12 protein-coding genes are annotated in these 12,946 nt (G+C 35.0%); 5 read left to right on the top strand and 7 right to left on the bottom strand.

Going from position 1 to position 12,946, the window contains the following annotated elements; genetic code table 11:
- Nucleotides 1-934: 934 nt before the first annotated feature.
- Nucleotides 935-1,726, bottom strand: a complete 792-nt coding sequence (locus CLV00_RS00735; protein WP_099713387.1) for a hypothetical protein — start codon at nucleotides 1,724-1,726, stop codon at nucleotides 935-937.
- Nucleotides 1,727-2,321: 595 nt separating this feature from the next.
- Here CLV00_RS00735 and CLV00_RS00725 point away from each other — a divergent pair.
- From CLV00_RS00725 to CLV00_RS00715, 3 genes are read left to right on the top strand one after another with little or no spacing between them, the layout of a single operon-like run.
- The gene (locus CLV00_RS00725; protein WP_099713385.1) at nucleotides 2,322-3,077 is read left to right on the top strand and encodes a hypothetical protein; all 756 of its coding nucleotides are present in this window, start codon (nucleotides 2,322-2,324) and stop codon (nucleotides 3,075-3,077) included.
- 1 nt (nucleotide 3,078) lies between these two features.
- Nucleotides 3,079-3,474, top strand: a complete 396-nt coding sequence (locus tag CLV00_RS00720; RefSeq protein WP_099713384.1) for a DUF5675 family protein — start codon at nucleotides 3,079-3,081, stop codon at nucleotides 3,472-3,474.
- An 11-nt stretch (nucleotides 3,475-3,485) separates the two neighbouring features.
- A complete protein-coding gene (locus tag CLV00_RS00715; RefSeq protein WP_099713383.1) occupies nucleotides 3,486-3,725 on the top strand; it encodes a hypothetical protein in 240 nt (79 codons plus the stop codon).
- 298 nt (nucleotides 3,726-4,023) lie between these two features.
- Here CLV00_RS00715 and CLV00_RS00705 read toward each other — a convergent pair whose 3' ends face one another.
- From CLV00_RS00705 to CLV00_RS00685, 3 genes are all read right to left on the bottom strand, one after another.
- The gene (locus CLV00_RS00705) at nucleotides 4,024-4,356 is read right to left on the bottom strand and encodes a YegP family protein (RefSeq protein WP_099713381.1); all 333 of its coding nucleotides are present in this window, start codon (nucleotides 4,354-4,356) and stop codon (nucleotides 4,024-4,026) included.
- Nucleotides 4,357-4,901: 545 nt separating this feature from the next.
- Nucleotides 4,902-5,189 carry a helix-turn-helix domain-containing protein gene (locus CLV00_RS00695; RefSeq protein WP_099713380.1) on the bottom strand — a complete coding sequence of 96 codons (288 nt, stop codon included), beginning with the start codon at nucleotides 5,187-5,189 and terminating at the stop codon, nucleotides 4,902-4,904.
- Between the two features lie 797 nt (nucleotides 5,190-5,986).
- The gene (locus CLV00_RS00685; RefSeq protein ID WP_143394868.1) at nucleotides 5,987-7,639 is read right to left on the bottom strand and encodes an AraC family transcriptional regulator; all 1,653 of its coding nucleotides are present in this window, start codon (nucleotides 7,637-7,639) and stop codon (nucleotides 5,987-5,989) included.
- Nucleotides 7,640-8,021: 382 nt separating this feature from the next.
- On the opposite strand from CLV00_RS00685, the gene CLV00_RS00680 reads away from it, so the two are divergent.
- Nucleotides 8,022-8,726: a hypothetical protein gene (locus CLV00_RS00680; protein ID WP_143394867.1), complete on the top strand. Its 705-nt coding sequence runs from the start codon at nucleotides 8,022-8,024 to the stop codon at nucleotides 8,724-8,726.
- 111 nt (nucleotides 8,727-8,837) lie between these two features.
- Here CLV00_RS00680 and CLV00_RS00675 read toward each other — a convergent pair whose 3' ends face one another.
- Complete coding sequence (locus CLV00_RS00675; protein WP_099716170.1) at nucleotides 8,838-9,683, bottom strand: RteC domain-containing protein; 846 nt, start codon at nucleotides 9,681-9,683, stop codon at nucleotides 8,838-8,840.
- A 496-nt stretch (nucleotides 9,684-10,179) separates the two neighbouring features.
- Here CLV00_RS00675 and CLV00_RS16420 point away from each other — a divergent pair, with 496 nt between their 5' ends.
- Complete coding sequence (locus CLV00_RS16420) at nucleotides 10,180-10,323, top strand: hypothetical protein (protein WP_199074740.1); 144 nt, start codon at nucleotides 10,180-10,182, stop codon at nucleotides 10,321-10,323.
- A 499-nt stretch (nucleotides 10,324-10,822) separates the two neighbouring features.
- Here CLV00_RS16420 and CLV00_RS16320 read toward each other — a convergent pair whose 3' ends face one another.
- Together CLV00_RS16320 and CLV00_RS00655 are read right to left on the bottom strand one after the other, a co-directional pair.
- Complete coding sequence (locus CLV00_RS16320) at nucleotides 10,823-11,662, bottom strand: MauE/DoxX family redox-associated membrane protein (RefSeq protein ID WP_143394866.1); 840 nt, start codon at nucleotides 11,660-11,662, stop codon at nucleotides 10,823-10,825.
- Between the two features lie 101 nt (nucleotides 11,663-11,763).
- A complete protein-coding gene (locus CLV00_RS00655) occupies nucleotides 11,764-12,669 on the bottom strand; it encodes a helix-turn-helix domain-containing protein (RefSeq protein WP_099713374.1) in 906 nt (301 codons plus the stop codon).
- Nucleotides 12,670-12,946: the final 277 nt, after the last annotated feature.

Below are 12,946 nucleotides of genomic sequence, written 5' to 3'. Positions count from 1 at the left end.
TAAGTTATGTTTGCTTTGCCTGTTCGTTTCGCTCGGGTGGCTAAATCTTCGATTTGTCTTGATTACTCATGAGTTACTAATTTATTGGAGTTCGTGAATCTTTGATTTCAAAAGAAACAAAAAATATTCGTGGGTTATTATTGTTTTTTTGGTATTTATGAATCTTTGATTTTAAGCTGGACTATTTTATCTTAAAAATTATCGGATGTATTTTCCTATAGCTATTCCAGTCGTTCTTGCTGCTAACTCTTAAATTGTTGTCTTGGTTTTGCTTAAAAAAATAAGGGCGATTAGAGGATAAGTTGGTGTTATTGCTATTTTTTATTTTAAGACAATCTTTACTTTTTTTCTTGATAAAAAAAGTAACAAAAAAATATTCATGGGTTATTATTGTTTTTTGGTATTCATGAATCTTCGATTTCAAGCCTGCAAATAAAAAGCTTAAAAACTACCTTGAAGTACCGTTCCGCATCCCGAGCCGTTCGTCCTGCGGACTCAACTCGCGGAGTGCTGCCACTTCACTTCTTCGTTGTTTTTCTATGCTTTTTATTTAAGGGCGAGCTAAAAGTGGATATTAGTTGAATGGTGCTTTATCAGTAAACTTACAGTAGCCCCTTGCGGCCAATGCATTCTTTCCTTGATTTTGTGACGTAAAATTATATGGGCGATCCGAAGAGGGTTTATAAGAGTGTTTGCTGTTGCAGGTTCTGTTTTATATCTTGAAGATGATTTTTACTTTTTTTCTTGATAAAAAAGTAAGAAAAAAATATTCATGGTTATTATTGTTTTTTGTATTCATGCATCTTTGATTTCAAGCCTGAATTTTTTTCAAAAATCATTGCAGGTATTTTTTATTGCGGATCTAGCCGCTCGTATTCTACAATTGACTTTGACAGTACTTTTTTATTGACAGTAAATGGAATCCAATTATACTCTATCGGGCTTCTCTATTTTTGATTGTTTCAGAGTTCGGAGTATGATATGCAATTACGGTATTTGTGTTGTTTCTTCTATGCAAGAATACTTGTTTCTTACGATCTTGTTTCAGAAACCCTACGAAAAGGAAAGTTAGATGGAGTTGACTTCCTTTAGGCTTTTCAGTGGTTATCTTTATAGTCTGTTTTTCAGATTCTTTATCCAAAATTAGTTCAGTGCTGTAGGAGGTTTGGAATGTATCGTTTTCAAAGTCCCAATTGGTGGTCGCTGTTGCTAAAATAACATTAGTTGCTTCTTCCGGCCAATCTAAATGTTCCTCAGCCAAGAAATCATTCAATGTCAGGGTTTGATTTTCTGGATTATATAGTTCTTTTATTTTAAGGACTTTCCTTAAAGGTCTTAGTTTGTTGCTTTCAAATAGCAATAAACATTCCTTGCCCTCACTAGTTTTTAATCCTTCCGTAAGTGTTCTTTTTCCTTGCGGATTAATCATGTCTTCCTGAAGTATTTCTAACAGGAGTTTATTAGTCCTTCCTGCAACACTTCCGTCTTTTGCTAAGCTATTAAAACGTTCGGCAAGTTGTCTAAATACGGCAGCTTTTTTTACGCATTGTCCGAATTCCATTCCCTGATTGCGTATTCTGTCGAAGATAGGGTTGTTCTTGAACTCTTCAGCTGTTATTCCCGTTTTTCCTCTCATACGGGCATAATTTTCCCCATCTGCTGTCACTACAAAGTTTATGTCATCTATAGTTCCTTTTATCAGAAAGGGTGCTGTTACTTTTGCCATATTTTAATTTTTGCTGGTTATCTATCGTCTTTACGTCAATATTTGAACTGCCTATTGAACATGTGTTGTTATTTTAAAGAAATTGGTCAGCTATTTTAATTGCCTTGTGAATCCTATCCGATTATACAACGCAAAACATGTTCCATCTGAAGCCCTGAATAGTCACAAAACTCCTCTATTGAAAGTAGTTGATGTGGTTCTTTATTCAAGTTGGTTTTGATCTTATGCAGATACAACCTTGCTTGGCGGTATGTTTTACCAGTAATACGTTGTACATCTTTTGGATAAATGCATACCCTGATGTTACTTGCAATCACATTTTTATTTTTTAATACATTATTGCTGTCAATAGACTTTTCTTTTTATCTGTCCCATTTCAGGGTCCTATTGTTTTTTTGTAAAGTTATGAAATTTAATCACTTATGAATTGACTAAAATAGGTAATTGTAGGCTTTTTAATACCATTATTGACATCTGCTTTTTGAAATGTTGTTTAAATGATTCAATCTTTGCAGCAATCATTCCAGATTTAGTTGCAACGAATATTCAGGATGAAAGATTAGTTCAATTATTTTAAACTTAAATTTTAGCAATTATGGCAAGACAGAAAGGTATAATTAAATTGAAAGGTACTATCGGAGATATTACTTTTTACAAAACGCAGGATGGGCATCTGGCACGCGAAAAAGGCGGAATCGAAGCCAGTAGAATTGCGAGCGATCCTGCGTTCCAGAGAACCCGTGAAAATGGTTCTGAATTTGGCCGGGCCGGCAAAGCTGGAAAGGTATTGAGAACCGCATTAAGAGCGTTACTCTTGAATTCGGCCGATGGCAGAATGGTCAGCCGACTCACTCAATCCATGGTAAAAGTCATTCAAGCTGATATTACCAGTGTAAGAGGATTGCGCAATGTCATTGATGGTGAAGCTGAACTGCTTACAGGTTTTGAGTTCAATATCAGAGGGAAATTGGGCACCAGCTTGTTTGCGCCCTTTGTAGCCACCATTGACCGTTTAACAGGAGAAATCAAAGTTGATTTGGCTTCTTTTATTCCGTCAAATATGATTGCTGCTGCCTCGGGGACAACTCATTTTAAAATTATTTCAGCTGGAGCTGAAGTTGATTTTGAAGCGGAAAGTTTTGTAGCTTCTAATTCAGAAACCGCTATTCTTCCATGGGATGTTACACCAACTGTTGCTATCAGTCAAACCAACATGATTACTCCAAATAGTACTAAGCCCCTATTTCTAGCTTTAGGAGTGGAGTTTTATCAAGAGGTAAATGGAACAATGTATCCATTGAAAAATGGTTCTTATAACCCATTGGCTTTGGTTCAAGTCAGTGGATTGTAATATGGTTTTGGTATTGTCCAGAACTTATTTCCCTGAAGGAACTAATGGAAAACTTGCTTGCAATGGTCAATTCATTTGTAATACTATTGAATTGCCTTGGAGAAAAAATCAAAAGAGTGTTTCCTGTATTCCTGAAGGATACTATTTATTGCGAAAGCGTTATAGTCGGAAATTTCAATGGCATATTGAAGTGGTTGCCGTAAAAAACAGAAGCTTTATTTTGTTGCATCCTGCTAATAACGCCTTGAATGAATTGAATGGCTGTATTGCTCCAGTTACGCAGCTTTCCGGAGCTGGTTTAGGTTTGCAATCCCGACAGGCTTTTGTTAAAGTGAAAAAAATGGTTTATGGCGCTTTAAATCAGTCCGCAATAGTTTCATTAATTATTCAATCTTAAAATTTATACTTATGAATTTAGTAAAAAGAATAAAAGGTCCTACGCCGAAATTTTTTAGAGTACTTCGGAATATTGGACTGGCATTTGCAGCAGTTGGCGGAACTATTTTGACTGCCCCGGTTGCTTTGCCTGTTATCATTGGCTCGATTGGCGGGTATATGGCAGTTGTAGGTGGTGTTTTGTCTGCTGTAAGTCAGCTTACGACTTCTTATGAGGAAAACCCTAATCCCCTTGAGGATGACGACGAGTAATCCTATCCTTATGGGTACAGCAGGAGGTACATTTTTGAGCATTGCACCGAATTTACAGTCGGAAGATGTTATGAAAACTGTTTTATTGGCTACCATTGGAGCTATAGTCAGTTTTATGATATCGATGTTACTCAAATTTTTTATTAAGAAGTACCGAAAATAGTTTGATTCCAGTTTTACCAACTGATATTAAATAAGTAAAAGCCCAAACCGAAAGGAATGGGCTTTTTTAGTTTACACTACCAGTAGCATTTGATCGGTTAATTTTCTCAAATAGCTGTGCTACTATTTTATTGATTTAGCTTGAAAGGTCTTCTGTTGTTGCATCCGGCGCATTGTTTTTTACTGATTCAATTCCGTTGTCACGAGAAGCTACCGTTTCATACATTTCACTTGTACCGATAATTTGACCATTAGTTGCTTTCAAATTGAAATACGCTTTCCCGTTTGCAGCTGTCTTGCGATCAAATTTTGCATCATCCTGCGCATTGCGCTTTACGGATTCAATTCCGTTTTCACAGCTGGCTTTTGTCCCATAGCCTTCGCTGGCTAGAATTGTCTGGCCGTTGTTAGCCTTTAAGTTGAATTGAAACTCTCCATTTACTCTTTTAGTAATTACAAATTTTCCCATTTTAAAATTGATTGATTAACGTTATAGAACACTAATTTAATTGTTTATTTTAATGCTTTAGCATAGGAGGTACTATTTTATATTAATTTTAGTACATTTTATGCTTTTAGCAGCTGTTTGTTGAACTTATTTCAGGTCTTCTGAAAAATTAAAAAGGATTACCATACTGCCTTTAAAGGGATTAAATGAAGGTTCGTATTTGATATATCCTTTTTCATTTAGTTCTCTCATGCATTTGTGATACGTTGCCGTGGAGCAAATTTTGCTAATTCGCATAATCTCCTCCCTAGTTATGCTTATCGGGTTTTGAAAATGATTGACATTCCAAAATTGGAATAATGCAATGTATAAGCTGATATGGGTAGGGTTTAGATTTTGGTCCTGGACTATGCGCTCGAAGAAACCAGTGAGGTGTTTTATGTAATTCATTTTATTAGTGAGTGGTGAATGTTGAATAGTGAGAAGTGAATAGTGAGAAGTGAATAGTGAGAAGTGAAAAGTGAGAAGTTAAACGGAATCAGATTGCTTCGCTGTTCGTAATGACTTTACTTGAAAAGGTTAGGGAGGGTATTTACTTTATTTCCGTTTAGAAGTTTTTCAATAACAGTGTGGTCATAATATATAATGCCATTGATTTTCGTGTAGGAAAGTGTTCCGTTGATACGGAGGTTTTGAAGTGTTCCTGGAGAGATTTTGAGTAATTTCCTGACTTCGGTTGATTTTAGCCATTTTTTGGTTTGCTCGTTTTTGTCTTTTAGTATTTCTCTGATATCTTCTAAAAGAGATTTACGGAATTCATGGAGGTCTGCTTTGGTGAGGATTTCGATTGCCATAAGTTTTGTTTTATATTGTTATGGTGCAAAATTGTTGGTATTGGTTGATTTTAAATCACAAGTGGTTCACAAGTTGTGATAGAAAAAATGAGTTTTTATTTTGGGGTTGTTGTGGTTATTGACTTTTTTTAATAAAAGTATAAGGGAAGTCATAAGAAGTACGTTTATGTTAGTACTGATTTTTATCTGAAGAAGATGATTTTTACTTTTTTCCTTGATGAAAAAAGTAACAAAAAAATCAATCCTGAATATTTTTATACCAAAAATCATCGGACAAATTTTCCTATCGCGACCCCAGCCGTTCATGCTGCGCGCTCAACTCCGGGATCACTCCCTACGGCCAGCGCTAAAATCCTTACCGTGATTTTTTGGTATAAAAAGATAAGGGCGGGAAGAAGAGGTTAATGAAGATTCTTTTCTTTTGATAGCTCAAGAGTTAATAATTTATTGGAGTTCTTGAATCTTAGATTTCATAAGAAACAAAAATGTTTTTACACGTTTTTTGTTGATGAAGATGATTTTTACTTTTGTCTTGATACAAAAGAAACAAAAAATCAAGCCTAAATATTTTTACACCAAAAATCATCGGACGAATTTTCCTATCGCGACCCCAGCCGCTCGTGTTTCACACTCGACTCGGGGGTCACTCCCTTCGGCCAACACTATAATCCTTACCGTGATTTTTTGGTTTGGCAACTATAAGGGCGGGTTGAAGTCGGAACTTAGATTGATTTTGTGATATGGTAACTATAATGGCATCGCAGATGATGTATTATTATTATTATTATTATTATTATTTATGAATGTTGTTGACTTCTTAATTTGCTGATGAAGTAGGTGGGAGAGAGGCCTGTTCGGTTATTGAATGCCCGTGTAAAGTTTTGAGTGGAACCGAAACCGGATTCTTCACCTAATGCCTTGTTGGTGTAATTGCGGTATTTGTTTTCGTTTTTGAGTAATTCTATAATATGGTCAATCTTTAAATTGCTGATATAGTCAACTGTTCCTTTGTTACGATATCGTGCTATAATTTTTGAAGCGTATTTCATATTGGTGTTTAATAATGCAGCCATTTTTGCCAAAGTCATGTCTTTTTCGAGGTATTTTTTATTTCGCTCAAATTTTTCCAGATTTTTTAGAATGGAGGCAATCACTTCAGGATTAATATCGAGTTCGTTTTCTTTACTGGTATTGTTTGAAACCAATGATTGGGTCGTTTCGGGTTTGCGATTCATCAACTCTTCAAATAATCTTTTATTTTTATAGTGTCTGCGCGCTAATACGGCTATCACTACTGTCATTATGGTAATTATAATGCAGACTACAATTGTCCAATATTGTTCATTGTTTCTTTGCCTTTGCAGTAATTTTTTTGTGTCGTATTCTTTGTGTATTTTCCCTGAAAGGTATTTGAAATCCTTATGCAGCACCTGGTCTACTTTTAATAGCGTGCTGACGTAATATAACTCTAATTCCCTGTTGTTTCGTTGCTGATAATAATCAATTAATATTTCATAGGCTTCCCGTAAATCAGGACGTATGTACTTTTGTTTTTGGAAAGCGTCATCTATCTTCTTTAAGTAGGGTAATGCCTTTTCCTGCAACTCTTGAGCCCAGTAACTTTTACCGATGTAAAAATAGGCCGTAGTTTCGTTTGCAAAGTCTTTATTATGAATCACTGCAGGAAGCGCTACTTTTAATTTTTTTATTGCATCGCTGTAATTGTGTTTGAAATATTGGTTAACGCCTTCGGAATGGATGAAGTACGGCTCCATTTCTAAATTTTTAAAGCGCAGTCCCTCGTTCAGCCCCGTCTGATTGATTTGGCTACACAGCTTATATTTACCTATGCGGTTGTAACAAAGCCCCAAAGAATGCAATGAATTCAGATAGGCACGGTCATTTTTTCCCTTGAAATACTTTATACATTCTTGAAATAGTGCTGTTGCCTCATCGTAAAATCCAAGGTGATTTTTGATTAAACCAATAACATATTTTGCTTTATATATAAGGTAGTGGTTATTGGTTTTTGAAATGTATTCGTCCGCTATCAGGTAGTTATCGAGTGCTTTAATATGCTCTTTACGGTCGTAATACACTGCTCCTTTCGTCATGTAAACCGATCCGATTAATTCAATATCGGTTGTTCTTTTTGCCGTTGCGAGCATACTATCAGCATATATAAGTTGTAGCTTTTTATCGTTTTTATAAATTAAGGCTTTATAGGACAGTGCCATTTGACCGAAGTTATTCTCCCGTTTTGCTTTTGATAACCATGACTGTGCATAGAGTAGCTCTTTGATACTATCTTTTTCCTCGTATCGTATGTTGTTGCTAAAATATTCATAGTTCTTGTTTGAAAGACTGTCTGGAATGACAAAATTCTTTTGTTGTGCATTTGCGTAATTATACAGGCATACCCATATTATAAGTAAGTAGTTTTTTATCATATTCCTAAAGATTGGGGGGCTTATTGATTAGAAAGAATAAAGATGGTATAGTATGACATACTATTCCTGTACACTAAATGTAACTAAAATAATTTAATTGATGCAAGAATTACCCTAATAAAGGATTCTTTCATTTTCTGGAGTATAATTCGCTGGATAGTTGTTGTTTATTGTAAAATGTACTGTGTTCAATTCGGGAATTGAATATAGTAGATTCCCGAATTGAACAGATGTTGGCTTGTCGGAGGAAAAACGTCCTCTTAGTTTTGCCTTGAATTCAAACGGTTTTGTTATGAGCAAAACCACCCTATTGTTCAGATTATCCCGGGAGAAATGAACTGATGAAAAAAGTAATCAGTAACATTTAAAAACATTAACCAAAATGAAAAAATTCTATTCAAGCCTTAGCACTTTAATTTGCTTCTCCTTTTTGTTTACACTTGATTCTTGTACTACCGATACTCCCTTTGTATCTAGTGATACTCCAGAGCGTATAGGATCGAATAAAGAGATTCTTTATTACAACACTAAAAAAGTGGATGAAATGCCTGCCAATACAGAGAATCCTTATGATTCAGATGGGAGAATGTATCATAAGTTATTTAAAAATCATGATGCATTGGGTACTTTACAAGATGCAAGTTCTTCTGTCAGTAGTCCTGTTGCATCTGTTACCTATGCCAAAACTACATTTAATAAAATGCAGAGAAAGGACAATAATTCGGCGATAGTAATAAAGGGTGCTAATGTCATTGCTGATAGTACTGTCAGTTTTTCGGATATTATTGCGAATTCTAACATGACAGCCGCTGCAAAATTAAGTCTTATTGATTTTATCCATTCTTTTCTGTTTCTTTTTAAGCAGAAAAGTAGCTATGCTGTTCTTTATGATTTTGTGGTTGAATACGAAAGGAGTATCGTTATTGATCCCATTCTGACCGAAACTGACAAGCAAATTATCCTGACTACAACGTCATATGGCCGACATTCGACTTTTGATACTAGAACGGAATCGACAGCTATAATTGACCCAGACTGGCGTATACTTGTAGGTCATCTCATAGGTGATAGTGAAACTATTGAGTAGTATGCTCATGCTTTGCAATTGGCTGTTTTGATTTTATAAAAGACGACAGCCTTGTTTTTAGGTGTTTTTATAAGCAATGATAAAAGGCTGCTCGATTTTGAGCGGCCTTTTTTAATTTTCATCTGCTTCGTCCATACGGATCATGAGCTTGTTTTTTAGCGTATTCAGAAATTTTGTTCTCTCGGATTTTCTGTTTCGGATTTCCAGAAAAACCCTGTTGAACTGCCCCAAATCAATATTAAAGGCTGTCTCGAAATAGGTTATGACCTCTTTTAGTCCTGAGGTTCCGTTATTAAAAACACCTTCTGTATGGAGTGCATAAATCAACTCGATCAGTTCTACTTTTGATCCCGTCCATTTCGGGCCTTTAGAGAGTTGAGAAGGTGATTGGATAGCTATTGTTTTTCTGCCTAATTTTGTTATTTGCTCTTCCAGAAAAACTTTTATCTCATCGTTGGCTAGTATTCGAGCCACTATATAGTCATGGGATGTTGCGAAGCGATGGTCTAATTGAAAATAAAAACTGTCTACCATTAGTTTAAGATCGTATTTTGCCCGTATAAAATATTTATTATCGAGGCAGTTGTTCCCGGTGCGGTAGTAGCGGTAAAACTCATGGTTCTTCTTGAAAAAGACTTTTAATGCAAGGAGTTCAGCTTTATAATATTTACCCATTGTTTTTTGAGAACCCAATGGCTTGTTGGTTTCAATAGTATAGATTTTGTTGTAGTAAATCAATTTGCTAGCAAACTTTGGTTTGATGTTCCGGAAGAATTCTATTTCCTCTTTTTTGGTTAGCTGTTTGTATTTTATGAAAAACGTTTTTAGCCTCTCTAAGGCAGCAATGCTATTCTTTATAGCTTGTTCAGCCAACTGCAGTGGATTTTCTGTTTCCAGATGGATCAATTTTAATTGATGTTCTAATTCTGACATCAAGGATTCAGCAAACAATTTCATCAGGGCTGTTTTAGATTTACAATTTGACTGATTCAATAATTGAATCAGGAGGCAAATCTATTAGATGGTTGGTCGGGCTGCAAATGGTGTGGTGTTCGATTCCCGAATTGAATAGTGAAATTCCCGAATTGCATACTTTGTTTTTTGATACTAATGCGGTAAACCAGGTTTGTACTTACCGCAAAAATGCGGTGATAAATTGAAATAATCACTGCATATTTTTTTATTTGCGGTATTTCGGATAATAGATAGTTGTTCGAAGACATTAGACCTCGGAGAGCTGGTGTATCTCTGCAATAAAGAGAGACTCGATGTAATTGATCGAGAATTGTGTTTATAAAGAACCACACGAAAGGATTCGTGCGGCAGCGTGGGCTGGCTAAGAGTAGCAAAAAAGCACCATTATACAGAAAAATGTCGAGGGTTATCAGCCTATAGACATGAAATAGTATTTTTTTGTAATACTTACTAATTTATTAACCTAATTAAAAACACAATGGAAACAATTAAAGCAGACATTAAACCGGGCCCAAAAAGAAAGACTGAAGAAGGAAAAGAAGACAGAAGACAACGAGTTACTCCTGAAAATCAGCCGAAACATCCAACTTTAAAACCTCACGATCACGACAAGAAGAATTAGTTTAAAAAAGCCAACCTTTACAGTTGGCTTTTGTTTTATAATACTGCGAAGTCAAAGACATTTGCAGAGCTTCGTGCTAATTCAAGGTAATGAACACTTCGACCAGCGGGTTATTTATACCTGATCGGGTATATAATTGATTGATGTATTTTATATCGCGATATGCGATATGATTTATAAGATCTTAGGAAAATATATTATTGTAAATAAGTACAATAGTGGAATATTTGACAATAAAAAAAATGCTACTTCTTTTGGCTATAAAAAAAATGTCAAATGGAATATAGTAATTCTCCTAATGATATACTGGTGTTATACTATTTGTTACTAGCGGAGGGAGTTGTCAAAAGCATATCTGGACAACTGGGAGCAAAGACTTAATTCGCTTTTCTCATTTCCGTGATAATCGTAGCTGTTCTTCTATCGGCATACATTCTGTTTAAGGAACTAAAAGCCCATATACAAGCAGGAATCCAACCTATAATTGTGATTTGTAAAACTAGACAAAAGATGCCCGATACAATTTTACCTTGTAATAGCAAGGAACCATTCCATCATAAATATAAAAATAGGGTCCACTTACTCTAATTGTCAGTGAACGAAATGGCAGGTCGATTTTATCAAGAGTGATATTGTGTGTCGTTGTTTTATTCAACGCTGTATCTACCACGGTCATTAATAATTGCGAGGTTGTGTTTCCCAAGTAAACATGACCATCATCTGCACCTGCGAAATAATACGACCTTAATTTGAGGTTATAGTCCTTGATTTTGGTTGCAGGGGCACTCGATAAACGCCGCACAAATTTGTTGTGATAGCTATGGATATTTTCCGAGATTAAAAATAAAGCAATTACGATAATAATACCCGTTACTGCAGAACTGGACACCACAATTAATTTCTTTTTTGTAGTAATATACTGTGTTGGTTGCAACCCTATTCCAATCAGTGCCAAGAAAACAAATCCTATGTTGAAAATTAAATGCTCGTGCCAATCCATTTTCTCTAAAATACCTCCGCAGGAACAGGGAACAAATACGCTGTGATTTAAAATAATATAGATGTAAACCGTAAACATCAGCATTAATACGAAAGACGATACTAAGGCTGCATATCTAAACTTCGGTAAAACTAATAAGATGACAATTAAAAATTCAGCTGATGGAACCGCCCATGCTACTTGTTCCGCAAAAGAACTCAAGAGCGGTGATTGTCCAAGCTGCTGTTTGAAATTTTGGAAATCAAGTACTTTGTTGGTCGCTGCATAAGTAAATAGCAAAATAAAGAGCCAACTTATGAAATTCACTATTACACTTTTAATTTTTTCAGAAGTTTTCATAATTTGCTTTTTTGGTCTTGTAAAATTCTATCATTTAAATTTGTAATGTTATGCAAATCAGAACTTTCGTTATCCAAAACAGCTGTGAAGCTGTTTAATTTTTAAACGGCTTTATTCTGGCCCCGCTCGACATCACTCGGTGCATATTTAAATCTTTTTTTAAAAGCTTTATAAAAGTTGAGGTATGTGTTAAAACCATTCATAATGGCAATTCCTTTGAGTGGAATCTTTGTTTGCTGGATCATCAAATGTGACCTTTTTAATCTTTCTTCATGATAAAAATTATAGATACTGGTTTTGAAAAATTCGCGGAATCCAAATTTTAATTTGTATTCATTACTATCAAACTGTACCGCTAATTCTTTAAGGGTTGGGAGAGGTTCTTCCAAGTGATTTAAAATGTAATCATAAAGATTTTGGATAATCACAGCTTCTAATTGTTTTTCTGGATTTGTTTTTATTTCATACTTCGTGTCAGACAACAATTCTTGCAAGATGGTAGTAATAGAGTTTACTATTATTTTGTCACTGTAGCGCAATCGTGAAATGGTGCAAAAAGTTGGAAGTAATTTATTATTTCCCGTAATAAAAATAAGGGGAACGGTGCTATGGTAATTATCATCAAGTAAAGCTTCCTGCTTTTTTTCATTCCAAATACTGAAAGACTGTGGCGCAATAAATTTTCCAAAGTCTACTTGAAATAATTCTTTAGATTCATAGTAAAGTGCTTCTGGTACGTGAGCATTAAAATTGTTGATAATAAACTTATCGTCTAAGATAAATGTTGTTTGCACCAAGTTTTGATAACTGTAATGCGGGTTAATGTGACCTGACTGGAGTATAATATCATGCAATTGTCCTGCAAAATTGTTAAGTATTTCAGACAGTTTCTCGAGTTCGTCGTTTTGATCTGTTAGGTTAATTCTAAAAGAGAAGTTGCCGGTTGCCATTTCAAAAAGCATTTGGTAAATCATCTTTATGCGCTGTTGATTTTGTTGCTTATCCATTGTGTTGTATTAGTGAAGATTTGTCGGAATGGAGTGGGGAAGTAGTGACAAAATTATATAATAGAATTCTCTGAATCAAGAAGTATAGTGTGCAATTCGGGAATTACACACCTCATTTGGATCTATTTTTAAAGCAAAAAGCATTACAATTACTTGCAATGCTATTTATGTTTTGGTCCTTAATTATTAAGTATTAACTGAACGAAATTTACTTTTAAGTTTGGAAAAAGGTTGTATCAAGTAAAAAATCCATTTGATTATTTGTATGGGATGATTT

Source organism: Flavobacterium sp. 11, assembly GCF_002754315.1.
Taxonomy (GTDB): domain Bacteria; phylum Bacteroidota; class Bacteroidia; order Flavobacteriales; family Flavobacteriaceae; genus Flavobacterium; species Flavobacterium algoritolerans.
The sequence above is the reverse complement of the archived record's forward strand: the minus strand, read 5'-3'. Positions and strand labels throughout refer to the sequence as shown.

Bases quoted from the DNA above. Each gene is read 5' to 3' on its own strand.
- CLV00_RS00695 (WP_099713380.1), bottom strand. From the start codon at position 5,189: ATGGCAATCGAAATCCTCACCAAAGCAGACCTCCATGAATTCCGTAAA.
- CLV00_RS00705 (WP_099713381.1), bottom strand. From the start codon at position 4,356: ATGGGAAAATTTGTAATTACTAAAAGAGTAAATGGAGAGTTTCAATTC.
- CLV00_RS00675 (WP_099716170.1), bottom strand. From the start codon at position 9,683: ATGAAATTGTTTGCTGAATCCTTGATGTCAGAATTAGAACATCAATTA.
- CLV00_RS00685 (WP_143394868.1), bottom strand. From the start codon at position 7,639: ATGATAAAAAACTACTTACTTATAATATGGGTATGCCTGTATAATTAC.
- CLV00_RS16420 (WP_199074740.1), top strand. From the start codon at position 10,180: ATGGAAACAATTAAAGCAGACATTAAACCGGGCCCAAAAAGAAAGACT.
- CLV00_RS16320 (WP_143394866.1), bottom strand. From the start codon at position 11,662: ATGAAAACTTCTGAAAAAATTAAAAGTGTAATAGTGAATTTCATAAGT.
- CLV00_RS00715 (WP_099713383.1), top strand. From the start codon at position 3,486: ATGAATTTAGTAAAAAGAATAAAAGGTCCTACGCCGAAATTTTTTAGA.
- CLV00_RS00680 (WP_143394867.1), top strand. From the start codon at position 8,022: ATGAAAAAATTCTATTCAAGCCTTAGCACTTTAATTTGCTTCTCCTTT.
- CLV00_RS00655 (WP_099713374.1), bottom strand. From the start codon at position 12,669: ATGGATAAGCAACAAAATCAACAGCGCATAAAGATGATTTACCAAATG.
- CLV00_RS00725 (WP_099713385.1), top strand. From the start codon at position 2,322: ATGGCAAGACAGAAAGGTATAATTAAATTGAAAGGTACTATCGGAGAT.
- CLV00_RS00735 (WP_099713387.1), bottom strand. From the start codon at position 1,726: ATGGCAAAAGTAACAGCACCCTTTCTGATAAAAGGAACTATAGATGAC.
- CLV00_RS00720 (WP_099713384.1), top strand. From the start codon at position 3,079: ATGGTTTTGGTATTGTCCAGAACTTATTTCCCTGAAGGAACTAATGGA.